Source organism: Pseudomonas meliae (assembly GCF_001400515.1).
Lineage (GTDB): Bacteria > Pseudomonadota > Gammaproteobacteria > Pseudomonadales > Pseudomonadaceae > Aquipseudomonas > Aquipseudomonas amygdali.
In genome coordinates, this window is sequence record NZ_LJQT01000164.1 from 14,659 (window position 1) to 37,310 (window position 22,652).

17 protein-coding genes are annotated in these 22,652 nt (G+C 58.0%); 1 reads left to right on the top strand and 16 read right to left on the bottom strand.

What is annotated here, in order from left to right; translation table 11 throughout:
• Window positions 1-23: 23 nt before the first annotated feature.
• The 15 genes from fliT to ALO64_RS07545 form a co-directional block, all read right to left on the bottom strand.
• Entirely contained in the window at window positions 24-320 is a 297-nt protein-coding gene (gene fliT, locus ALO64_RS07475; protein ID WP_002554297.1) for a flagellar protein FliT, read from the bottom strand.
• A gap of 26 nt (window positions 321-346) precedes the next feature.
• Window positions 347-745: a flagellar export chaperone FliS gene (gene fliS, locus ALO64_RS07480; protein WP_002554298.1), complete on the bottom strand. Its 399-nt coding sequence runs from the start codon at window positions 743-745 to the stop codon at window positions 347-349.
• A 125-nt stretch (window positions 746-870) separates the two neighbouring features.
• Entirely contained in the window at window positions 871-2,349 is a 1,479-nt protein-coding gene (fliD, locus tag ALO64_RS07485; protein WP_005731561.1) for a flagellar filament capping protein FliD, read from the bottom strand.
• 82 nt (window positions 2,350-2,431) lie between these two features.
• Window positions 2,432-2,824 carry a flagellar protein FlaG gene (locus tag ALO64_RS07490; protein ID WP_005731560.1) on the bottom strand — a complete coding sequence of 131 codons (393 nt, stop codon included), beginning with the start codon at window positions 2,822-2,824 and terminating at the stop codon, window positions 2,432-2,434.
• A 72-nt stretch (window positions 2,825-2,896) separates the two neighbouring features.
• Complete coding sequence (locus tag ALO64_RS07495) at window positions 2,897-3,745, bottom strand: flagellin domain-containing protein (protein ID WP_002554301.1); 849 nt, start codon at window positions 3,743-3,745, stop codon at window positions 2,897-2,899.
• 328 nt (window positions 3,746-4,073) lie between these two features.
• On the bottom strand, window positions 4,074-5,000 hold the full coding sequence (locus ALO64_RS07500) for a ketoacyl-ACP synthase III (RefSeq protein WP_002554302.1): 927 nt from the start codon (window positions 4,998-5,000) through the stop codon (window positions 4,074-4,076).
• A 285-nt stretch (window positions 5,001-5,285) separates the two neighbouring features.
• Window positions 5,286-8,192, bottom strand: a complete 2,907-nt coding sequence (locus tag ALO64_RS07505; RefSeq protein WP_044343422.1) for a glycosyltransferase — start codon at window positions 8,190-8,192, stop codon at window positions 5,286-5,288.
• Window positions 8,193-8,333: 141 nt separating this feature from the next.
• Entirely contained in the window at window positions 8,334-11,909 is a 3,576-nt protein-coding gene (locus tag ALO64_RS07510; RefSeq protein ID WP_044343421.1) for a glycosyltransferase, read from the bottom strand.
• Between the two features lie 88 nt (window positions 11,910-11,997).
• Complete coding sequence (locus ALO64_RS07515; RefSeq protein WP_002554305.1) at window positions 11,998-13,590, bottom strand: flagellar hook-associated protein 3; 1,593 nt, start codon at window positions 13,588-13,590, stop codon at window positions 11,998-12,000.
• Window positions 13,591-13,603: 13 nt separating this feature from the next.
• On the bottom strand, window positions 13,604-15,664 hold the full coding sequence (flgK, locus tag ALO64_RS07520; protein ID WP_044343420.1) for a flagellar hook-associated protein FlgK: 2,061 nt from the start codon (window positions 15,662-15,664) through the stop codon (window positions 13,604-13,606).
• Window positions 15,665-15,675: 11 nt separating this feature from the next.
• Complete coding sequence (flgJ, locus tag ALO64_RS07525) at window positions 15,676-16,920, bottom strand: flagellar assembly peptidoglycan hydrolase FlgJ (protein WP_044343419.1); 1,245 nt, start codon at window positions 16,918-16,920, stop codon at window positions 15,676-15,678.
• 10 nt (window positions 16,921-16,930) lie between these two features.
• A complete protein-coding gene (locus ALO64_RS07530; RefSeq protein WP_003404340.1) occupies window positions 16,931-18,040 on the bottom strand; it encodes a flagellar basal body P-ring protein FlgI in 1,110 nt (369 codons plus the stop codon).
• 13 nt (window positions 18,041-18,053) lie between these two features.
• Window positions 18,054-18,767 carry a flagellar basal body L-ring protein FlgH gene (gene flgH, locus ALO64_RS07535; RefSeq protein WP_002554309.1) on the bottom strand — a complete coding sequence of 238 codons (714 nt, stop codon included), beginning with the start codon at window positions 18,765-18,767 and terminating at the stop codon, window positions 18,054-18,056.
• 84 nt (window positions 18,768-18,851) lie between these two features.
• On the bottom strand, window positions 18,852-19,640 hold the full coding sequence (gene flgG / locus ALO64_RS07540) for a flagellar basal-body rod protein FlgG (protein ID WP_002554310.1): 789 nt from the start codon (window positions 19,638-19,640) through the stop codon (window positions 18,852-18,854).
• A gap of 46 nt (window positions 19,641-19,686) precedes the next feature.
• A complete protein-coding gene (locus ALO64_RS07545) occupies window positions 19,687-20,427 on the bottom strand; it encodes a flagellar basal body rod protein FlgF (protein ID WP_004658719.1) in 741 nt (246 codons plus the stop codon).
• Between the two features lie 283 nt (window positions 20,428-20,710).
• On the opposite strand from ALO64_RS07545, the gene ALO64_RS25505 reads away from it, so the two are divergent.
• A complete protein-coding gene (locus ALO64_RS25505; protein WP_005754776.1) occupies window positions 20,711-20,902 on the top strand; it encodes a hypothetical protein in 192 nt (63 codons plus the stop codon).
• On the opposite strand, the gene ALO64_RS07555 is transcribed toward ALO64_RS25505, so the two are convergent.
• Window positions 20,903-22,636 carry a flagellar hook protein FlgE gene (locus tag ALO64_RS07555; RefSeq protein WP_054991681.1) on the bottom strand — a complete coding sequence of 578 codons (1,734 nt, stop codon included), beginning with the start codon at window positions 22,634-22,636 and terminating at the stop codon, window positions 20,903-20,905.
• Window positions 22,637-22,652: the final 16 nt, after the last annotated feature.

Genomic DNA, 22,652 nt, shown 5'->3' on the forward strand with positions numbered 1-22,652 from the left:
ATAAATCAGCGGCTCCTTAAACATTAACCGAACAGATGGTATACCTTCGTCGCGTTCTTCGCATTCTGGATTTGAGTCATTTCATCGACGACTGCTTGACGCTCCCCGGTTGCAACATCAATCAGTTGCCTGTAGACCCCCAACAACTCCTCGAGATTGCTGCGCAGAGCCGGCTCGTCAGCAGGTGCTTCGCTGACCACCGCATCGACACATTCGCGACACGCCAGGTCAAGTTTGACGATAGCCTCCCAGTCGCGTTCGGCAAGCGCCCCCACCAGGGCTTCCCGGGTTTCCTCGATACGCTTGAGCGCAGCACTCATCTTGTTGTTCTCCTCAGGGCAGCAACTTATTGTTGTGCTTGTGCGGTACCGATAGCGTCCCAGCCTTCCTTGACGGTAATCAGCAGCCCGGCAACCTCGTCGAGCATCTTCTGATCGTTGCGTGCGTTGGCTTCGGCCAAACGCGTCATCATGTAGTGATAAAGGCTGTCCTGCCTGACCAGCGCTTCGCTGGGGGCGTTGTCCAGGTCAAGCCCTTCACGCAGACCACCTACAATACCGATAGCCTTGCTGATGAACACGCCTTTGCTGGCGACGTCCTTGCGTGCCATGGCACCCTTGGCTTGAGCGATACGGTCGAGGCCACCCTCCATCAACATTTGAACCAGACGGTGAGGACTGGCTTCCGAGGTCTGAGCCTGGGAGCCGATCTTCTGATACTGCCGCAACGCTAACATCGGATTCATAAAGGGGACCTCGTCGCAAATCCATAATACTGATACTCAAGCTATCGACGCATGGCGCAGAAACTTTAGCCCAAAAGCAGAAACCCGACACGGAGTCGGGTTCTGGGTACTTCTGTAAAACGAATTTAAGAAGCGTTTTTCTGCGCGTTCATCGCTTCGAAGATCGAAGTGATACTGGTAGCGGTCGCCTTGAGCTGCCCGACCACCAGGTCCATGGCGTTGTATTTACTGGTCAGACTGGTCGTCAAGCTGGCAATACGACGATCAAGAGCGTCCTGATCGCTGGCAATACGGGTCTGTATTTTATTGAGACTGCTCGTCTTGCTTGCCAGAACACCGTCAGACTTTGTGTAGGGCAGAAGCGCCTTGGTCATACGCGAAACCAGGCCGCCATCAACCGTACCGTCGGCATTTGTTGCACCCGTACCAGTGAACATCGTCTGAATCTGACTGCCCAGTTTTTTATCGTTCAGCGCTGCTGTGAATGTAGCAGTGTCCAGTGACAGCGTACCGTTGGACTGCTCGGTCTTGATGCCCAACTGCGAAAGAGCACTAAGGCCGGCACTTGAAGAGGCACTCGCCAGCTGATCACGGATAGTCGCCAACAGCGCGCGCGGCGTAGCATCACCAGTAAGGGCGGCCGCCGTGTAAACACCCTTGTCGCTGATCGAGCCCTTGGTCAGGGAAGTCACCAAAGTGGCCAGCGTGTTGTAGGAGTCCACAAAGGACTGCAGCGAAGCCTTCAACCCATCGGTATTGGTCGCCACCGTGACGGTAGTGGTTGCTCCAGCAGCACTTGGCGCGACCAGATCGAAAGTCAGGCCGGAAATCGCGGTACTGACTGTATTCGTCTTGCTGGTCAGGCTCAGGCCGTCAACAGTGAAAGCAGCATCCTTGGCGGTCGCAGTAATAGCGCCAGCACCGGGAATCGCCTTGCCGTTGGCATCGGTCCCCGTGCTGGTATCGCTCATCAGCTTGGTGCCATCGATATTCAGCGCTTCCTGACCGGAAGCACCCACGACCGAAATGTCACTGCCCTTGCCGGTGGTCGTCGAGCTGAATACCAGCCTGGCACCATTGTCGTCGTTGATGATGTTGGCAGTAATGCCTTTACCCTGCAGCGACGAGTTGATCTTGTCGCGCACTTCCTGCAACGTCGAGGTCTTGTCGATCACGACACTGTAGTCAGTGCCATTCTGAGTGATTTTCAGGGTACCACTCGGAATAGCACTCGCCTGCGTGGAATTCAGCGCGGCTGTGGCCACCTTTGAAGGCGTTGCCAGCTGGGTGATACCGATCGCGTAAGTACCGTTGACGGCCGTGTTGCCGGCCGTTGCCTTGACCACCGCCTCGTTGGCAGATGTCGCAGCAAAGCCCTGAAACGCAGGCGTCGTTGAGCTACCCAGGGTATCCAGGGTTTTCTGGAACGCGGCCAGTGCCGACGTCAGCTGACTCACACCCGACAACGATGCGGTTGTAGCGGCGGTCTGCTTGTCGATCTGGTTTTGCTTGGGCGCTTTCTCGGCACCCACAAGACCTTCAACGATGGACGTGATTGCCAGACCCGAACCCAGGCCTGTTGTAGATGTAATTGGACTAGCCATTTGCTTCTCCCTTCAAGAATGTCGCCGGTTTCACCGCCTTTTCACAGGTCTCGCAAAACGGCAACAAATACCGTACTGACAATCAGGCCTTGGCGCGGAACAACAAGCTGTTCGCATCACTCAGGCTATCGGCCAGTTTCAGGATTTCTGCATTGGGAATTTGTCTTACCACTTCACCCGAATCACTGGCAATGACCTTGACGATCACTTTGCCAGAAGCTTCATCGATCGAAAACTCGAGATTGCGCTTCACCGAGTGAAAAAATTTCTGGATGTCTTCTGCCGCGGCTTTGACTTTCGCCTCGTCGTGGGAGTCATCCTTGTGCAGATCTGAGCCTTTACTTTCCGCCGTGGCAGCAACACGCTCGACTGGCGGCGTATCGGCAGGCTTGTCAACAGACTTATCTGGCACTGGCGCCTGACTCGCCGGTTGAGCGGCCGGATAAGACACGTTCAGCTTTACACTCATATCCATGACCATCACCTCCGAAAGTAAAAAAGCGAGAGAGCGCTATTACGCACTCCCCCGCTAAAACTCATGTCGCTATTACTGAAGCAGTTTCAGTACAGCGGATGGCAGCTGGTTAGCCTGAGCCAGAACAGAGGTGGAAGCCTGTTGCAGGGTCTGTTGCTTGGTCAGCTGTGCAGTTTCAGCAGCGAAGTCGGTATCTTGTACGCGACCCAGTGCAGCACTGGCGTTTTCGTTGATGTTCTGCAGGTTGGAGATGGTGCTGGTCAGACGGTTTTGTGCAGCACCGAGGTCAGCACGGGTGGAATTGATGGTCTGCAGAGCCGAGTCGATGGCGGCGATAGCGGCAGAGAAGTTGGTCTCTGCAGTGGTGCTATCGGAACCAGCGATGGTCACAGCCGAACCGACACCCAGGGTGTTGGCGTCGAAGCTTGCGCTCAGAGTCAGAGTGATCTGGTTCGAAGCGCCAGAGTTGGAGCCAACCTGGAAAGTCATGGTGCTGGCGGAACCGTCGAGCAGGTTCTTGCCGTTCAGGTTGGTACTTTGAGCGATACGGGTCAGCTCGGAACTCATCGCGGTGAATTCTTTGTTCAGCGCGTCACGGTCAGTCGAGCTGTTGCTGTCGTTTCGCGACTGAACAGCCAGTTCACGCATACGCTGCAGAATGTTGGTCGACTCTTGCAGTGCGCCTTCAGCGGTCTGCGCCAGGGACATACCGTCGTTGGCGTTTTTGATCGCCATTGTCTGACCACGGATCTGCGAAGTGATCTTGGTAGCGATTTGCAGGCCGGCAGCGTCATCTTTGGCGCTGTTGATTTTCAGACCGGAAGACAGACGAGTCATCGAGGTCGAAAGTGCGTCGGAAGCGCGACCCAGGTTCTTCTGGACGTTCAACGATGCTACGTTGGTGTTTACTGTTAAAGCCATGATGAATTCCTCGTTGGTTTGGTACTACGTGGCTTCCGGCCCCTGCAAGCGCCGGGTGTGCCTAGAGAACCTTCGTAATAGTTATCGTCGCGATGGCAGGTTGCTTGAGTGTTTTTTTTGAATATTTTGCCATCATGCCTGTACCCCTTATAAAACAAGGGTTTGAGACGAAACCAAACCAACATGACGCGAGAAAACCCGTTGTCTGAACTTCACGTTCCAGAAAGAGCAGGCCACTGTAGAAGTTCAAAAATGTGACCAGAATCGATTATTCAAAAAAAAGCGCCCGGTGAACTAGTCACGGGCGCTGTTTTTAGCCTGCGGCGATTCAGGCTTTATAGATAATCGCAGAACCCCAGGAAAGCCCCACGCCAAAACCGCTCAGTGCTACTCGATGCCACGAAGAGTTGAGCACGTGCTTTTCAATCAGCAATGGAATGCTCGACGACACGGTGTTACCCGTTTCAACCATGTCCTTGAGAAATTTCTCGGGTTTGTCTTCAAAGCGGCGTGCCACGGCATCGACAATAGCAGCGCTGCCCTGATGAATGCAGAATGCATCGATATCGTCAGGCGTCAGGTCTGACTCTCCCAACAGTTCGTGCAGATGCGCCGGTACTTTCAGCAGCGCAAAATTGAACACCTGACGACCGTTCATGAAAAACACGCCGTTGCTGACCTTCAAGTGCGGCGCACCCGAACCATCGGTGCCGAATTTTGCCTTGCCCAGTTGCCAGGCAGCGTCCTCGCCCATCCAGGTTGCTGTGGCTGCATCGCCAAACAACATGGTGGTGTTGCGGTCCTGCGGGTCGACGATTTTCGAATACGGGTCAGCGGTTATAAGCAGGCCGTTTTTCAGCCCTGCTGCCTCCATGAACCCCTTGATCGCGTAGATGCCATAGACATAGCCGGAACAGCCCAGTGAAATGTCGAACGCAGCGACATTGGTCGACAGACCCAGCTTGTCCTGAACGATGGCTGCGGTATGCGGCAGCCCCTCTTCGTCACCGTTCTGGGTAACGACGATCAAAACGTCAATACTTTCGCGCTTGAGCTGCGGGTTGTTGGCAAACAGGGTATTGGCCGCTTCAACGCACAGGTCCGAGGTTTCCTGGCCAGCGTCTTTACGCGGCAGGAACGTGGAACCGATTTTCCCTAGGATGAAATCTTCATCCTTGCCGAAACTGGCACCTTGAGCGTAGTTATCCACGCCAGCAGTGGGCACGTAACTCGCTATGCTTTTAATGCCAATCATCATGGCTTCCCGATGAGTAAACAGGTCATTTTTCGTCCCGATAAGAATCAGGGCGCTACCGAATAAGGGTGATTGCAGACATTTTCAGGGCGCAAGGCGTGTGAAAGCAAGCCAGACGCGTGTCGCTCCCTGTAACACAATACAGTGAAGATGCACGTTATGACCCGCAGGTCACGCCGGTTTGCACGCTTTGCGATTATTGGCGGAGGGAAAAAACAAAATGCTGCCGCAGCAGGAGGGCGACGATCCTGCCGTAAAACAGCCGGATCGCATGATGCATGCAGCTTAAACCGCCAGTGTGAACCCCTTGCCGTCGAGATCGAGATTGGCGTTATAGGCTTCGTCCTGGGCAAACTGCGCCGCCCACTTTCCGGCCAGCGCGCCAAGCGCTGGTTGGGGAGCATTTACCACGCCTGAATGCACCACCTGAACATGCGGGGTCCAGACCGTCAGATAGCCCGCCTGCGCCGCCTTCAGGCACAGGTCGACATCGCCCAGAGACTCGGCAAAAGCCTCTTCGTCCAGCCCGCCCAGTGAGTCGTACAACGCTTTGGCAATCATCAGGCAGGCCGATGACACCGCGGAGTAGTTCTGCTCGACCACCAGCCGCTGCATATAACCCCGCGACGTCTTTGGCTCGCCAACGAAACCGGAACCGACACCGCCATTAAGTCCCAGAACAAGACCTGCCTGAGTAATGGTTCCTTCACGATCAACCAGACGGACCCCGACCACGCCCACTTCCGGACGTTGTGCCTGGTTGAGCAGCGACTCGATCCAGCCGACATTGACGATCTGGCTTTCGGCATCCAGCAGAATCAGGTACTCGCCCCTGGCTTCCTGGCTGACCAGATTGCGCAAGGCGGCCGTGCTGACACGCTGCTCGGCGCGGAATACGCGTACCCGGCTGGACAGCTGTTGCTGCTGATCAAGCCACGTCGATAATTCGGCAGAGGTGCTGGCGTTATCACCGATCAACACTTCATAGCGCTGATAGCGGGTGCGTTGCAGGATACTGTGCAGGCAACGTTGCAGTTCCGGCAGATTGTCCTGGCTGTGGAGCAGAATCGAGACCACCGGCCGATGGGCATGGCGATAATCGATCTTGTAGGTGCCGGGCAACGCCGAGCTGACCTCAGCCTGATAACCCCGCTGCCCCAGATGACGCGTCAGCGCCTTTTGTTCGTCCTGATTCTCTTCAAGCTCGGGGGCATCGCAGATCAGTACCGGCTCGCTCAAATGCGCCAGACCGCTCATGCCGCCTTGCTCGATCAGGCGCAGCAGCAGGTCGAATTCCAGCGCCTTGGGAAACTCTCGCGAATAGCCGCCCGCCTCGACCAGCAGTTCGCGGCGAATCAGCCAGTGCCGAGCGGCCAGCGTCGGCACACTTTGCAGCAGATCGAGGTTGAAGCCCGGACGGAACAACGGCGCCAGGGTGCCGTTGGCTTGACGGTGAATTTCATCCACAGCAACGGCTCGGCACTGCCCGGCGTCAATCAGCTCGGCGCTGGCCAGCAGCAGACCGCTGAGGGTGAACTCTTCACCCGCCTGCGCCAGCATCAGCCAGTCGCTGGAAGCCTGTTTGACGACCTGATTGATCTTGTCGACATAGTTGCTTTCGGTGACTTTGACGAAGTGCAGTGTGTCGTTCAGGCTGGTGGTTGCCGGCAGCTCACCGGTGGTGAATACCACGACCTTGAACGCTCGATAATGGCTGTTGATAAGGCTGTCGAAGGTTGCCTGCAGCTTGAACACGTCGGCGTCCAGATCAAGCAGCAAAATACCGATTTGCGAACCTGCTGGCCGACGCGTCAGCTGCGTGGTGAGCTTTTTCAGTTGTGCCGGTGCCGGATCACGCGCATCGAGCCAGTCGAGCAACTTGCCGGAAGGCATGCCACGCAACAGCTGGCTGTTATCGAAAGCGGAATCAGCCTGCAGACGCTGGCCCCAGGCAACGATGCGCTCGGCGCGCTCGATGTCGTCCTCGTCCTCGGACTTGCCCAACTCATCGGCCAGACGTTGCACGACGCTGTGACTGAAGGAGTAGTGTGCATAGGCTTGCCACAGACGGCTCAAAAGCGACTCGGCGTCCGGATTGCTCTGTACACGCAACAGCTCGGCCTGCTTCACCAGCACGGCTTCCAGCCCTTCCATCTGCACATGCCCTGCCGGCAATAGATGGATCAGAAACTCGATTCGCGCCAGTTCGTCGAACAACGGCTGGTTATAGAACGGCAGTTCAACGAACTGGCGAGGCTCGAACTGCGCGTCCACCTCTGCCAGAGCCACGTTCCACACAGAGCTGATGATTTTTTCGCCGCCCTGATACGGCTGGGTTTCCAGGCATTCAGCCATTGCTGCGAGGCCGGCCAGTATGTGTTGCTCGCCCTGCTCACCTGCCAGGCCACTGGCGGCGCCCAGAGACGAGACCAGCAGACGCGCAAGCGTTTCGCGCTCGGCTTTGGCCTTGGAGTCGATGTGTTTGACTGCGCCTGCGATGGCGGCACCGTAGCGATGCTCTGCCTCCTTGCCGGCATTGACGTGCAACGCGTAGGGGATGGGCAGGATGCGCAATGCAGCAGCCGCAACCAGAAAGGTCATATGGCCGATTTCCTGCCAGTGCAACTCGGTGCCCTCAGGCACTGAAGTGAACCACTGACGCGCCAGCCCGGTCCGGGTCACGGCATTGAGCAGCGACAGGCTTTGCCCCATGAAGCCCAGAAGCCGCTCACTGGCCTGATCAGACGCGTAGTCCTCATGAACCTTACGGTCGCGGCGGAAATAATCCACATGATCGACGTAGGCCTGGTAACCCAGGCTGTAGCCCTGGCAAGCGCCGTAACGCTCGTTGCTTTCAAGGAAACTCACGGCCTCGGTCAGCGCATCAGGCAGCAGAAAACTGTCGACCTGTGCGTACACCACGAAGGGCGTGGACACATGTTTGAGGCCCTCTGCAACTCTGGCACTGAGACCGGTTTCACTGAGTGCGGCGTTATGGATGTACTGCAGCCCGGCACTCTCGGCGACCTGCGCGTCGGGCGCAGGCGAGGCATCGACCACAATCACATTGCACGGATAACTGCTGTAGTACTTCAGCGCACGACGCAGGAAATCCGGCTGATTCTCGGCGAGCAACAGCAGAGTCAAACGCTGGCTCAACGGTGTGGTTTCATTTCCAGAATGGCTTTGCATGAGCTTTCCTTGATAGCGTGCCGATGGCGTCTTTAATCCTGGTGACCAGAAGCAACCCTGATAACCAAAAGACCCGGTCAACGCAAGAGCAAACAACACAGCTCCAGCCATCAGTGGCTGGAGCTCATCAAACAGGTCGGGTCAGTCGGGCAACCAGCCGTTAGCCCAATATTGCAGGTTTTCCCCACGCAACATGAAATCGCGCAAGACCGTTTCGCGCAATTCGTCGCCCATACGATAGCTCGCATTGGGGTCTGACAGGTGCATGCGAATCGCCTGCAACCATTCTTCGGAGCTGTTGGTGTAGACCCGGGTAGCCGGCAAATGGCCCCGGTACGCCTCGGTGTCCGAACAGATGACCGGGTAGCCGCACGCACCGTACTCCAGCAGACGCAGATTGCTCTTGCAGTCATTGAAGATATGGAATTCCAGCGGTGCCAGGGCCAGATCGAGGTTCAGGCTGGCCAGTTTGGCCGGATAGGTTTGCAGGCTTACAGCTGTGTGATACTCATGAATGTAAGGCTTGAGCAAATCCGGGCACATGCCGAAGAACACCCACTCGACCTCATCGGCCAGTTCACGCACGACATCGACAATCAATTCCAGGTCGCCCCGATGACTGGTCCCGCCGCCCCAGCCGATGCGCGGCTTGCCGGAAGTGCGACGCTGGCTTTTGAGGCTGCTCCACAAGTGCGTCGCCAACATGTTCGGTACGACACGAATATCGCTGTGCATGCTCGACAGCACCTGAGCCAGTGGCTGGGTAGACACCACCACTCGGTCGCACAGGCCTATGCCCTTGCGCAGCATCTCGGCAATGTTGTCGGGCATGCTGCGCCGGTGCTCGTTGCGCTCGGGCACATCGATGATGTAGTCATCCAGTTCAAAAATGCGCATGGCACTGGAGTAGTTTTTGGCCAGAACGATGTCTTTGATCTTGGGTTCGGAATAACGCCCTTGAAAAACGATGACGTCCGGACGCTGGCGCTCGATCTCGACGGGCGTAGTCGACTCATAGGACATTCGGCCTACCACTCGCCCGGCTGTCATCAACTCAAGCAAGGGTTGGCTGACACGGTAGTGGCCTACCGCCGACGAGTTGACCAGCATGCCCAGAATCGAAGGCAGATGGCGGGTGCAGAACGGTTCCCAGCCCATTTGCAGACCTGGGTCAAGATCGAACGCCTGCACTTCACTGAGCTGAAGATTGGGGTTATAGGCCGGGTCCCGGGCCATTTTCGGCAGCCATTTTTCAAAGAACGATTGCTGCTCTTTATCCAGCGCCTGACGAGACGTTTCAGAGCGCTCGGCGGCGGCGGGCTCGGCCAATACCAGAGACGAATCGGGTGTGCCGACAATCAGGTAGCCGTCACGCCCGACCCGCATGCACAGGTCCAGATCCTGCAGCCCCTGAGTGAAGGTTGCTGCTTGCATGCCGCCTGCGTGGTCGAACACTTCCTTGCGGACCATCAGGCAATTGCCACTGACCGCGCTCCAGTTCTGTGTCAACTGCAAGCGCTGCATGTAGCTGCTTGAGCCTGTCGGATAATTGATGAAGGGCCGACCCGCCAGCCCGTCCATGCCCATCACCATCCCTGCATAGAGAATATTGCCCTGAGGGGTAAGGATTCGTGGACCGACGATACCGACTTCGGGGCGCTGAGCATGATTGAGCAGGCCTTGCAGCCAGTCAGCCTGATGCAGCACGGCATGTGGGCTGAGCATGAGCAGATAATCGCCGTTGGCGTGCCGGGCGGCGAGGTTCTGGGCGCTGGCTTCGCTGCCGGGCTCGGTCAGCGCATAAATGCGCAGCTTGTCGCTGCCCAGCTCACTCATCGCGGCAAACCAGGCGCGGGTATCGGCGCTCTCGCTGGCGTTGTCGACGATCAGCACTTCAAAATAAGGGTAAGTCGTGTTGCTGAGCAGGCTTTCTACACAGCGCTCCAGGGCTGCCAGTTGATCCCGGGTGGTAATGATCACCGATACCAGCGGGCTTGTAGCATGCCGGTACTCGATCCGGTTCAGCAGTGGCAACTGATCATGGTGGATGACGTGCTCTCGGCCAATGCGCGAAAGATGGGCCGATACGACCGACTCGTTATGCTCGATCACCTGAGGCAGCGAAAGCCATTCAGCGTAGGTCAGGGTCGATTCAACCTGAACCTCGGCGATGTGTTCGACAGACTGAGGCCCGACGCCTTCCACCAGACGCCAGATGAAATCGTGCGGTGCCAGTTCGCCGTGCACAGGGTCGAAGCCGCCTGTGTCCAGCAGATTGCGGCGCTGGAACGCCAGCGTGCGGCCAACGTAAGGATAGGCCCGCATCAGGTCTAGGTTGAAATCAGGCTTGAAGATCGGCTCGCTGGATTTCCCATCGACCAGCGCGCCTTCGTCGCTGTAAATGCACAATAGGCCCTCGCTTTGCGCGACTCGCTCTGCCAGCACCAGCAGTGACGGCCGAGTCAGCCGGTCACCGGCACGCAGCAGATAAACCCAATCGGCGTTCTCCAGCAGCGGCAGCACTTCGTTCAGTTGGCGCGCCCAATCCGGCTGCAACGAGAAACGCAGCACCTGCGGATCGTCAACATCGGCATTGGTCAACACAACCACTGAATCAGCGGCGTAATCCTGCTCGGCAATGCTGCGCAGGGTGATATCCAGCCCTTCGGCATCGCCAAACGGGTCAACGACCACCGGAACGATGCGCGGCTGCCACGTCCAGTGTCCGATGCGTTTCTCGATCAGTTTTCTCTGCGGGGCGGTAAATTGCCGACACGACAGCCATTCAGTGTAGAGCTCGGCGTAGGTTTCGCTCTTGCTGCCCACCCTGCTGTGCATGACACCCTGACGACTGGCCATTATCCCGTAAAGGCCGACCTCGTCCCACTCGCGGGGCTGCTCCAGTGCCTTGCGCAAGGGCAAAAAGCGCACCCAGCCCTGGGCCGGGGCCTGCTCACCGCTACGTGCCTTGAGCATTTCGCTCAGCCAGCCCCATTCAGTGGCGGCCTTTTGAATCACGTCGGGCTGGCCGCTGAAACGATCCGGGTGCCGGCGCTCGACGTTTTGAATAGTATGCAGCGCCACCAGGTTGCCACGGCGCAACAGGCATATGAACAGGGCAAAATCCAGCAGTGCGATAAACCCCTGTCCCGACTGGGCAATCGAAGGCAGGTACTCCATAACATCGGCCCGGCGCATCAGAGCAGCACTGAACCCACCCAGATAATTGCGTGGCGTACGCTCGAAAATCGCCAGCATGTCCTCGCCTTTGAACACGGCGTCGTAGGGCACAAGCCCGACGTTTTCCAGACGGGGTGGCAATACATAGTCATCGATGTCGACCAGATGTCGTCGGCCAACCACCAGACTCACGTCTTCATAGGCATCCAGAACGCCTGCCTGATTAGCGATGAAGTACGGAAAGAGGCGGTCGTCGTCACACAGAAACTTGATGTATTCGCCGCGCGATTCTTCAAGGCACTTCAGCAGATTGGCCTGGAACCCCAGCCGCTGCGGGTTGCGCACGTAACGCGCAAGGTTGCTGGATGCAGGCACCAGTTCGTCGAAAACGGCCTTGATTTCATCGGTGCGGCAATCGTCGCAGACAATGATTTCCAGGTTGTCGTAAACCTGATTCAAGGCACTTTGTAGCGCGGCGCGGAAGAACCGGGGATTGAGGGCGGGAATGACGATACTGACGAGGGGGACTGAATTCACTATTGCAGACTCGCGAGCGGCGGGAAGTTACCGGTCAAGTAACCTCCCTCACCGCTGAAATAAAGACGGCGGATGCTCAATGCCAGGGTTACAGCTGGCTGAACAGGTTCAGCTTGGACAACTGGACAAATACCTGCTGAGAGGCATCCAGCATAGTCTTCTGCAACGTCAATCGGGTGGTGGCCTCAACGATATCGGCGTTGACGTAGGTGCCTTGCTCAACTGTGTTGTTACCCTTGAGCAAATCGTTGGTCGTGCCCTGCGCCGTCGCCGCCAATTGCCGTGCGCCGCCGGCGGAGCGCGCTGTGGACGCCTGGTCGATGCTGCTGGCAATGTTGCCAAGCGCCGAGCCCAATGCGGCATCAAGCTTTTGCGAGGCAACCAGATTGCCGTCAGTCGGTGTCGACAACGCCTTGATCGCTGCGGTCAGCGTATTGAGGATGTTCTCGGTCTGGTGCGTGCCGGACTCCACGACAAACTGGTCACCGGCTGCTGGCGTACCGCTGACCGTAAAATTGACGCCCGACGCATTGGCCGTCGAACCGGTCAACGTGCCACTCGACACGGGTTTGCTGCTGCTGGTCACGGGCGACGCATACAGGTCGTAGGCAGTGGCACTGGTGAACTTGAGAATCGCACCATTGGGCGGAAAGGTGTTGTTGAACGCCGTGCGGTCAGCCGTTGTGTTGCCCACTGCCGAACTGCTGATAGTAGCGGCCGACGTGTTGCCCGGGCTGCGCGACGCCGAAACCGTGTCCGGCGTCGAGGCCAGTTCATAGCTGCGATTGGTCAGTGCAGTAGCGGCCGTTGCAGGCGTGGCAGATTCGGCAGCTGACAGGTTGATGTTCATGGTCAGCTCGACACCGCGGAAGGTGAAGGTCTGATCAGCGAACGAGCCATAGCTGAATTTACCGGCAGTTGACGCATCGGTCGTGACGTCGGTGCCGCTGGCATCGGTAATCTTGAACTGCGTACCGCTGAGGAACGTCATGGTGTACGGTTCGCCAGCCTGATAGCCCGAGTTGTAGGCGCTGGTGGACGTCACCTGACCGCCAGTCAGGCCAACCTTGCCGTCGTCGGTCGCAGGCGAAAGCAGGGTCGAGGACGTACGGGTAGTGTTGACGGCTTGCTCGAACGCTTCATAGCCTGTGGTGTTGCTCGGTAAAACCAGGCCATCACCAATCGCCAGATTGACGCTGGTCTGGTCCCCGCTATAGCTGTAAGTACCATCGGCATTCTGCGCGTACGGCGGAGCCGAAGACTTGGACCCGGCAAAAATATACTGGCCGTTGGAGTCCTGGCTGTTCATCAAGCCGAGAAGCTGGCTCTGATACTGCTTGAGTTCAGCAGCCTTGGCCAGACGGTCGGAATCGGTGTAGGCACCGTTGCCTGCCGACACGATCACTTCACGGGCTGTCTGCATCGTATCAACGATGCTGGTCAGCGCGGTCTCGGAATTGACGATATTGGTATTGATCGTGCCGATGTTCGACGCGTACTGGGTCAGCATGGAGTTCTGCTGAGCCAGTTGCAGGACACGTGCAGCGCCTACCGGATCATCGCTGGCGGTATTGAGTTTGATGCCGCTGGAGACCTCTTCACTGGTCTTGAGCACATTCGAATAAGTACGCTGATAGTTGGTGTTGGTGGATTCGTAGAACTGGGTAGTTGAGATCCGCATGGTTCACGACTCCTTAAAGGCTGTTGATCAGCGTGCTGAAAATGGTTTGGGCCGCCTTGATGATCTGCGAAGAGGCGGTGTAGTACTGTTGATACTTGATCAGGTTGGCCGCTTCTTCATCGAGCGACACGCCGGAGACCGAATCACGCGCCGATTTGGCCTGTGCAACGACGGCAGCGCTGGCGGTGACATCGCTCTTGCCCTGCCCTGCCAGCGTACCGACCACCGAGACCAGATCGGCGTATGCGCCGGACAGGCTGGTGCCCACGCCGCCGTTGGTGACGCCGACAGTCTTGGCCGTCTGCAACCCTACTACTGCCAGCGCGTTGCGGTTGTCCGAAGAGCCGGCACCCGTCAGGCCGATGCTGAACGTGTCATTGACCAACGGCGAACCTGAGAGGGTCATCTGCACTTCGAATGCCGTCTTGCCGGCTGGCGTGGTGGTGTTGTCGGTGTAACCGATGCTCAGCTTTATGGCGTTGCTCTGGCCCTGAATGATCGTGCCACTTACCGCGCTGCCATTCTGGTCGAGCACGGGCGCACCACTGGCATTGATCAGCGTGTAGCTCTGCACACCGGTACTGCTGACCGCACCCATCACCAGCTTCATCGGCGCGGAGTCTTTGATCGCGTTACGCAGGTCAGAGGTCTGAACGCTGTCGTAGATGTCCGATTTGGTATTGAGCACTGGCTGCGTGAAGCCACCTGTGCCCGAGTTGCTGGACCCGGCAGTCGCTGTCAATGGTGCGGCGGCTGCAATGTCCTTGGGATCGGTCAACACCACCGAGATACCCGAGGCACCGTTGCGTGTCGGAGTAACCTTGAAAACGTCGCCAGCAGCCAGCGCATTGCCATTGAGGCTGACACTGAAGCCGTCGAACTGTTTGGGCGGATTGTCAGTCAGCGCACCGGTGCCGACACTTTCGCCGTTGGGCAGGCGACGAACCGTGAAGTTGGAGGCGTCGCTGAAGGTGACTTCGTAATCGTCGGCGGTCAGTTTGCTGGTATCGCCAATGGTCACGTCCAGGTTGCCGGAACCGGCACTGTTGGTGGTCTTGCCGGTACTGCGCTGCGAAATGGCGTCGGCACTGTTGATGTTGGAATACAGGCTGGAACCGAAGTTGCCTTTGCTGTCGATGCCCTGGCTCATCTGGCTGTTGACCTGATCGGCCAGCACCATCGCGGCACGGCCCAGCTCATTGGTCGCAGGCACCAGCACATCGGAGCGATAGCGCAGCAGACCGCCAATCGAGCCACCGCTGATCACCGAGGTGACGTCAGTCTTGGTCTGGCCGTAAGCGATTTGTACGTTGTACTGCAGAGGATCGGCAGGGCTCGGGGTCGCCGACATGGTGTACGACGTGCCACCACTGACCAGCGATTGGCCGGTGCCGGTGTAGATATCGTAGTTGCCGTTGTTCTCGATTACCTTGACACCCACCAGCCCGTTGAGCTGGCGCACAGTCTCATTGCGCGAATCGAGCAGCGAGTTGGGCGTAGTGTTACCAGCTCCTGCCTGAGTGATCTGCTTGTTCAGGCTTGCCAGGGTCGTGGTCAGCTCGTTGACCTGTTTGGTGAAGGTGGTGAGCTGGGCATTGACGTTGTCATTCTGCGACGACAACTGTGAAGCGACCGAATTGAAGCGTGAGCTCAACGCAGAAGCCTGAGTCAGAAATGCCGAACGGTCCGACGACTGGGTAGCGTTGGTGGCAATGCCCTGCATCTTGGTGAAAAAGTCGGCCAGCTGCGTGGACACGCCAGTGGCGCTATCGGACAGCAGCGTATCGGTCTTGCTGGCCTGGCCGGAGTACGCAACCGCGTCGGCGCTCAGGGCAGTACTGGTTTGCAATTGGGCATCAAGGTAGCTGTTGTAGATACGACGCACGTCGGACAGCGTCGTACCGGTGCCTATGTAACCGACACCCAGGCCGATATTGATCTGTGCCGAAGCCGTGGTCATTACCTGCTGACGCGAGTAACCGGCGGTATCCACGTTGGCCGTGTTGTTACCGATGGTGTTGATCGCGGCACTGCTGGCATTGATACCTGAGAGCCCAATTGAAATCAGCGACATGATTCAAAACCTTATAAAGTCGTGGAAGAGCCCGATGCAGCAGCGTAAGTCTGGTAACTCTTCATCTGCTTCGCGATCTGCGAAATCTTGCTGGCATAGTCCGGGTCAGTGGCGTAACCGGCCTTCTGCAATTCTTTTACAAACTGTTCCGGTTTATCGGCCGAATTGACCACTTCTTTATACCGATTGTTGTTCTGCAGCAGGCTGACCAGGTCATGGAAGCTGTCGGCGTAGGAGTCGTAGGAACGGAAATCCGCGGTTTCCTTGACCATCTTGCCGTCACGGAACTCGCTGGTAATGGCGCGCGCTTCAGCGCCTTTCCAGCTACCCGCTGCCTTGATACCGAACAGGTTGTGACTGCTGCTGCCATCCTGCTGACGCATGATCGACTTGCCCCAGCCGGTTTCCAGCGCAGCCTGCGCCACCAGCATCACTGGATCGACGCCGATGCGTGCGGCTGCTTCCTTGGCCAGCGGCAGCATGGTCTCGACAAACTGATCGGCGTTGCTGAATGCGCGCTTGGCCGGTGCCAGCGGTGGCTGGGCCATGGAACGCACGTACTCAGGCGCGGGTGCCAGGTTGGGGTCGAGCGTCCAGTCGCCGTTGTTGCCATTGCTGCTGGCGGTTGCGCGAGCAGGTACCGGGCTGTTGCTGACGGCTGCGGTGGCGGAAGGCACGATGCCGGCCAGCAATCGGTCGGTGAGTTTGGTTGGCAACGACAGACGACGCGAGTTGAGCGCCGCCATGTCATTGCGCCCATCACCAGATGCCGAAACTGCCGCAGCCGCCTGATCTGCCGCCGCCGAGCGCGTGGCCCACAGCGGACGCTGATAGACACTGGTCGCCAGCCCGGTTTTGGCCGGGGTTGCATCGGTGGTCGTTACAGGCGTGGTCGTCGTATCGGTCGGTGCTGCGTGCTGAATACCCTTGTCCTTGGACAGTTGACGCATCAACACGTCCTGCAAACCGATGCCGTTGCCACGGGTGGACAGGGTGACCGCCAATTGCTGGTCATACATATCCTGATACTGGCGCGTCGCCGGGGTGTTCATCGGGTTGTCCTTGGCCAGCACTTCGTTGGCCGAGCGCATGGCCTTGAGCATCTGGCTGACGAACAGCGACTCGAACTCGCGGGCCACCTTCTTCTGGTTTTCCACACTGTCCTTGTCGCCATGCTTCAGCGACGCCAGACGGTTGACGTCGGTGTAGGCACCGGAGTCGACCGCTGACGAAATTCCGCTCTTGGGCATATCCATGCTTGAGTCCTCAGATAACTATCAGATCGGCTTGCAACGCGCCGGCCTGCTTAAGGGCTTCGAGGATGGCCATCAGGTCGCCGGGCGCAGCGCCCACCTGATTGACCGCACGAACAATCTCATCCAGCGTGGTGCCTGGACCGAACTTGAACATCGGGTGTAGCTCCTGCTGGGCATTGACCCGCGAACGCGGCACGACCGCCGTCTGACCACCGGACAATGCGCCCGGCTGGCTGACAATCGGGTCTTCGGTAATGGTCACGGTCAGGCTGCCGTGCGTTACCGCAGCGGGCGAAACCTTGACGTTCTGACCGATCACGATAGTGCCGGTCCGCGAATTGATGATGACCTTGGCAGCGGTCTGGCCCGGGTCGACTTCCAGGTTCTCCAGAATCGACAGGTAGTCGACACGCTGGCCCGGATCAAGCGGCGCGGTCACACGTACCGAGCCACCGTCCAGCGCCTGAGCAACACCAGGACCAAGCAGCTCATTGATCTTGTCCACAATCCGCTTGGCAGTGGTGAAGTCGGACCGGTTCAGGTTAAGGGTCAGGGTATTACCCTGATTGAAGCCGCTCGGCACCGAGCGCTCGACCGACGCACCACCGGGAATACGGCCCGACGACGGAACGTTGACAGTGATTTTCGAACCGTCACGGCCTTCCGCGTCAAAACCGCCGACCACCAGGTTACCCTGTGCGATGGCGTAGACATTGCCGTCGACACCCTTCATCGGCGTCATCAACAGCGCACCACCGCGCAGGCTCTTGGAGTTACCAATCGAGGAAACGGTGATATCGACCGTCTGACCCGGCTTGGCGAACGCTGGCAGATCCGCGTACACAGCAACTGCTGCAACGTTTTTCAACTGCACAGTGCCGGAACCGGACGGCACCTTGATGCCGAACTGCGACAGCATGTTATTGAACGTCTGCAGGGTGAACGGGGTCTGGGTGGTCTGGTCGCCCGTACCATTGAGACCCACGACAAGACCGTAACCGATCAACTGGTTGGCCCGCACGCCGGAGATGCTTGCGATGTCCTTCAGACGCTCGGCGTGAACGCCGAACGCTGTGGACAACAACAAGGTCGCCGCTATCAGTTGCTTGAGCTTGATCATGTCTATCCCGCTATCAGAAAGGGAACAACGGGCTGAGGAAGAACCGGTCGAACCAGCCTGGCTGGCTGGTATCGGCAAAGGCTCCAGTCCCCGAATAGGTAATACGTGCATCGGCAATACGGGTGGACGACACTGTGTTGTCGGTGGCGATGTCATCAGCCCGAACCAGACCGGCAATCCGCACCAGCTCGTCACCGGTATTGAGGGTCATCCACTTCTCGCCACGCACCGCCAGAATGCCGTTGGGCAACACATCCGCCACGGTAACAGTGACCGAACCGGTCAGGCTGTTGCTCTGTGCGGCCTTGCCATCACCCTTGGTGGTCCGCGCGCCGGTGTAACCGGCGTTCAGGCTCAGGTCGTTGCCACCAATCGGGTTGTTGGTGGTCAGCCCCGAACCGAACAGCGAGGTCAGACCAATACTGTTGGTGCTGTCCTTGGTCATGGCCGAAGTGGCCGCCTTGCTGGCTGCCATACGCTCGGAAAGCGTGATGGTGATGATGTCGCCGATACGGAAAGCCTTGCGGTCGCCGTACAGGTTCTGCTCGAAACCGGCCTGATAGATGGCACCATTGTTGGCAGCGGCCGACATGGGTGTACGCGGCAACACCGGAGCGTAATAAGGGTCATTGGGCTTGGCCGTCGGCGCAACGCAGCCAGACAGCAGGGTGATCCCGCACAATGAAGCGATCAACACTGAAAAACGCGGAACACTAAGGCGGTTCATGACACTTGAAACCTCGCGGTGTAACAGGCGCTTATCAGGCGCCCCATCGGATTGAGCAGTTTTACGAGCGACAACATCAAACACTTACAGGTTCTGAGTCAGGTTCTGCAGCATCTGGTCGGCGGTCGAGATCACTTTGGAGTTCATCTCGTAAGCACGCTGGGTGGTGATCATGTTGACCAGTTCCTCAACGGTGCTGACGTTGGAGTTTTCCAGGGTGTTCTGCAGGGTCGGACCCAGGCCGTTGAGGCCAGGCGTGCCGATCTGCGGCGCGCCGCTTGAACCGGTTTCCAGATAAAGGTTGCCGCCGATGGCCTGCAGGCCGGCCGGGTTGATGAAGTCAGCGGTCTGGATGTTGCCGATGATCTGCGGTGTGGCGGTTGCACCGGCCAGCGTGACGGAAACAGTACCGTCCTGACCGACTGTGAAAGTCTGGGCGTTCTGTGGAACGACAATCGCAGGCTCAAGAGCGTAGCCGTTGGCAGTCACGATCTGGCCGTTGGCGTCCAGGTGAAAAGTACCGTCGCGGCTGTAGGCAACAGTGCCGTCCGGCTGGGTCACCTGAAAGAAACCACGACCGTTGACCGCCAGGTCCAGCGGGTTGTTGGTGGTCTGCAGGCTACCGGCTGTGAAGTTCTTCTGCGTACCGACAATGCGCACACCGGTACCCAATTGCAGACCGGATGGCAGCTCGCTGTCCTGAGTGGACTGGGCACCCGGCTGGCGTTTGATCTGGTACAGCAGGTCCTGAAACTCGGCACGGTCGCTCTTGAAACCTGTGGTCGAAACGTTCGCCAGGTTGTTGGAGATGGTGGTCAGGTTGGTGTCCTGAGCGGCAAGACCGGTTTTAGCGACGTATAGTGCAGGAAGCATGTGTGTTCTCCTCAAGCGCCGGTTTGTCGGCGCAAGCTGTCATTGATTAGCCAAGTTGCAAGACGCGAGCCATCGACTGATCGTCTTCTTCGGCGGTCTTCATCATCTTGACGTGCAATTCGAATTGACGGGACAAGGCCAGTACCGAGGTCATTTCCTCGACCGCATTGACGTTACTCGCCTGCAGAAAGCCGGACTCGACCTGAACGGTGGCATCTGCGTCGGCAGGCCGACCGGTCTTGGTGTGGATCAGGCCATCGGGGCCTTTTTCCATGGTCTTGAGGTCAGGCTTGACCAGCTTGATACGGTCGACCTGCGCCATCACCTGTGGGCTTTCGCCGAGTGAGCGAATGCTGATTGTGCCGTCGGCACCGATCTCGATCTGCTGCTGAGGCGGCACGGCAATCGGACCGCCATTGCCCATTACCGGCAAACCGCTGCCGTCGCGCAACACACCCAGGGCATCGATGTTCATGCCGGAGCTGCGGGTGTAGGCTTCGCCACCATCGGGGGTCTGCACTGCAATCCAGCCATCACCTTTGACGGCGATGTCCAGTTCACGGCCGGTCTCAACCATGGCACCGGCGGAAAAGTCGGTCCCCGGACGTTCGCTCATCGCATAGGCACGCGACGGCATGACCTCGCCAAACACCGGCATCGAGCGGGCCTGTTCAAGGTCACGCATGAAACCGTTTGTTGATACGTTTGCCAGGTTGTTGGCGTGAGCCTTCTGCGCGATCGCGTTTTCGGATGCACCGCTCATTGCGACGTAAAGCAACTTGTCCACAGTCTTCCTCCTCCGACAGACGCTTGCCGCCTGTAGCTGTTCTGAAAGGGTTAAAGCAATTTTTGAACCAACTTGTCAGGCTCGATACAAATGCCTGATTAACCAGCAAAAACCGGCATTCGATGATGCCCTTCGGGCAAAGCGCCACCCAATAGCGGCGGAGGACTGCCGCCTGCCGATCATCAAGCAGCGAGCACCGCCAAAAAAACTTCATTGGTATGGGCTGACAAGCGGATCGACAGTGATAATCTTGCCGACACCGCAGCCCTGAACGGGAACCCTCATGCTTTTTCGTGCATGCATTGCCGGCATCGCCAGCGCGAGCCTGATGACCCTCGCCCTCCTCGCCCAGGCCGCCCCCGCTCACTATTACAAATGGCAGGGCGACAGCCGGATTGTCTGCGCCCAGACCAGCCCCGGGCCTGGCTGGACACGGCTGAAAGGTCACTTCATCAAATCCGACTGCTCAATCTGATCAGGTCGACTGAATCAGCGTCTGCATCACGGTCGCCTCTGTCGATATGGCTTTGGAGTTGGCCTGATAAGCCGTCTGCGCCTGGATGAGAGCAATCAGCTCATCAGCCAGGACGACATTGGACCCCTCCAGCCCGTCGCCAATGAGGCTGCCCAGCGTGCCGACGCCCGGCACATCGTAATCGGCAACGCCAGAGTCGGCGGATTCGGTCCAGCGCGTATCACTGCGCGCCTGCAACCCCTGCGGATTGGCGAAGCTGGCGAGTATCACCTGACCGATATTCTTGTTCATGCCATTGGTAAACCCGGCACGCAGGATGCCATCGCGCCCCACGCTCAAGCTGCTCAACTGCCCCGCCGCATGGCCATCAACATGCGTGGAAGAACGCGAACTGGCGGCGTTGTGCTGCAGCAGGTTGGTGAAGTCGATCGTAATGCCCTTCGCACTGCCAGCCGCACCGTTGGGTACCCATTTTTCTGGCCCTGTGACCCGCTCGGCAGGCATGGCCGGTGTCCAGCCGGTCAGTTGCAGACCGTTGCTATGGGTACTCGCAAAACCAGGGCCGCCGGTCAATGACTGTACCCAGCCGCCAGAATCAAACACGATGTTTGCAGTCAGCGGATCGGTGGAATCAGGCATCTGCGGGTTGCGGCCATCAATCAGGGCATGAATGCGCCAGCTGTTGGTGCCGTCCTTCACGAAATACTGCTTCAGCTCGTGCTGATTGCCCTGGCTGTCGAAAATCGCATTGGCAAACATATCGCTGTACGTCTTCAGGTCCGATGGATCGAACGCCGGAACCGGGCGATCCATCAACGCATCACCAGGATCAAGCATGCTGATCGATCCATTATTCAACGGCAGCGAAACTGTGCCGCCATTGGCAGCGCCGTTACTGACCCAGGCACCATTGACCTCTTCAGCCGGCCGCCAGCCTTGCAGGGCAAATTCGGTATCCGAGATTTTACGAAGGTGCTGGCTATTGCCGCTGTATGACAGCGATCCGTTCGGTCTTTGCTCAAGGGTTACTTGCAACGGTGCCACGCTGTTCGGGTCCACCGGATTACGCCCATCGATCAGCACATACATGGACCACTGACTGTCGCCGGTCTTGACGAAATACTGATCCAGCGTATGCGCGTTACCCTGAGTGTCATAGGTCGGCGTGCTGTACTTCATGTTGTACGACTTGGTGTCAGTCGCGTCGAACGTAGTGAGCGACGGCAAGGCAGTGGTCGAATTCAGGTTGGCAACGTTGGTAATGGCGGTGGTTGCCTTGGGCTGAAGGTTGGACGAATCCACCCGCAGGTCGCTCAATGCACCGGTTACCACACTGCCGTTGGCATCAACGTTGTAACCCTGCAACTTCATACCGCCGCTGTTGACGACGTAGCCTTCCTTGTCGGTGTGGAATGCACCGGCACGGGTGTACAGCTTCTCGCCGTTATTGCTGAGCATGAAGAAACCGTTGCCGTTGATGGCTAGGTCGAGGCTGTTGGCAGTACCGGTAGTCAGGTTGCCCTGCGTGAACTGCTGGGAAACCGCTGCGGTTGTTACGCCGCTGCCCACATTGGTCTGGCCGGAAGTGCCGCGAATCGATTGAGCGTATTGATCGGCAAACTCCGCGCGCGACGATTTGAAGCCAGTGGTCGCAACGTTGGCAATGTTGTTGCCGGTAACGTCGAGACTTTTGTTTGCAGCATAGAGCCCACTAAGGCCGATATTGAAAGACATGTTTCACTCCTGCGCC

Bases quoted from the DNA above. Each gene is read 5' to 3' on its own strand.
- fliT (WP_002554297.1), bottom strand. From the start codon at position 320: ATGAGTGCTGCGCTCAAGCGTATCGAGGAAACCCGGGAAGCCCTGGTG.
- fliS (WP_002554298.1), bottom strand. From the start codon at position 745: ATGAATCCGATGTTAGCGTTGCGGCAGTATCAGAAGATCGGCTCCCAG.
- fliD (WP_005731561.1), bottom strand. From the start codon at position 2,349: ATGGCTAGTCCAATTACATCTACAACAGGCCTGGGTTCGGGTCTGGCA.
- ALO64_RS07490 (WP_005731560.1), bottom strand. From the start codon at position 2,824: ATGGATATGAGTGTAAAGCTGAACGTGTCTTATCCGGCCGCTCAACCG.
- ALO64_RS07495 (WP_002554301.1), bottom strand. From the start codon at position 3,745: ATGGCTTTAACAGTAAACACCAACGTAGCATCGTTGAACGTCCAGAAG.
- ALO64_RS07500 (WP_002554302.1), bottom strand. From the start codon at position 5,000: ATGATTGGCATTAAAAGCATAGCGAGTTACGTGCCCACTGCTGGCGTG.
- ALO64_RS07505 (WP_044343422.1), bottom strand. From the start codon at position 8,192: ATGCAAAGCCATTCTGGAAATGAAACCACACCGTTGAGCCAGCGTTTG.
- ALO64_RS07515 (WP_002554305.1), bottom strand. From the start codon at position 13,590: ATGCGGATCTCAACTACCCAGTTCTACGAATCCACCAACACCAACTAT.
- flgK (WP_044343420.1), bottom strand. From the start codon at position 15,664: ATGTCGCTGATTTCAATTGGGCTCTCAGGTATCAATGCCAGCAGTGCC.
- flgJ (WP_044343419.1), bottom strand. From the start codon at position 16,920: ATGGATATGCCCAAGAGCGGAATTTCGTCAGCGGTCGACTCCGGTGCC.
- ALO64_RS07530 (WP_003404340.1), bottom strand. From the start codon at position 18,040: ATGATCAAGCTCAAGCAACTGATAGCGGCGACCTTGTTGTTGTCCACA.
- flgH (WP_002554309.1), bottom strand. From the start codon at position 18,767: ATGAACCGCCTTAGTGTTCCGCGTTTTTCAGTGTTGATCGCTTCATTG.
- flgG (WP_002554310.1), bottom strand. From the start codon at position 19,640: ATGCTTCCTGCACTATACGTCGCTAAAACCGGTCTTGCCGCTCAGGAC.
- ALO64_RS25505 (WP_005754776.1), top strand. From the start codon at position 20,711: ATGCTTTTTCGTGCATGCATTGCCGGCATCGCCAGCGCGAGCCTGATG.
- ALO64_RS07555 (WP_054991681.1), bottom strand. From the start codon at position 22,636: ATGTCTTTCAATATCGGCCTTAGTGGGCTCTATGCTGCAAACAAAAGT.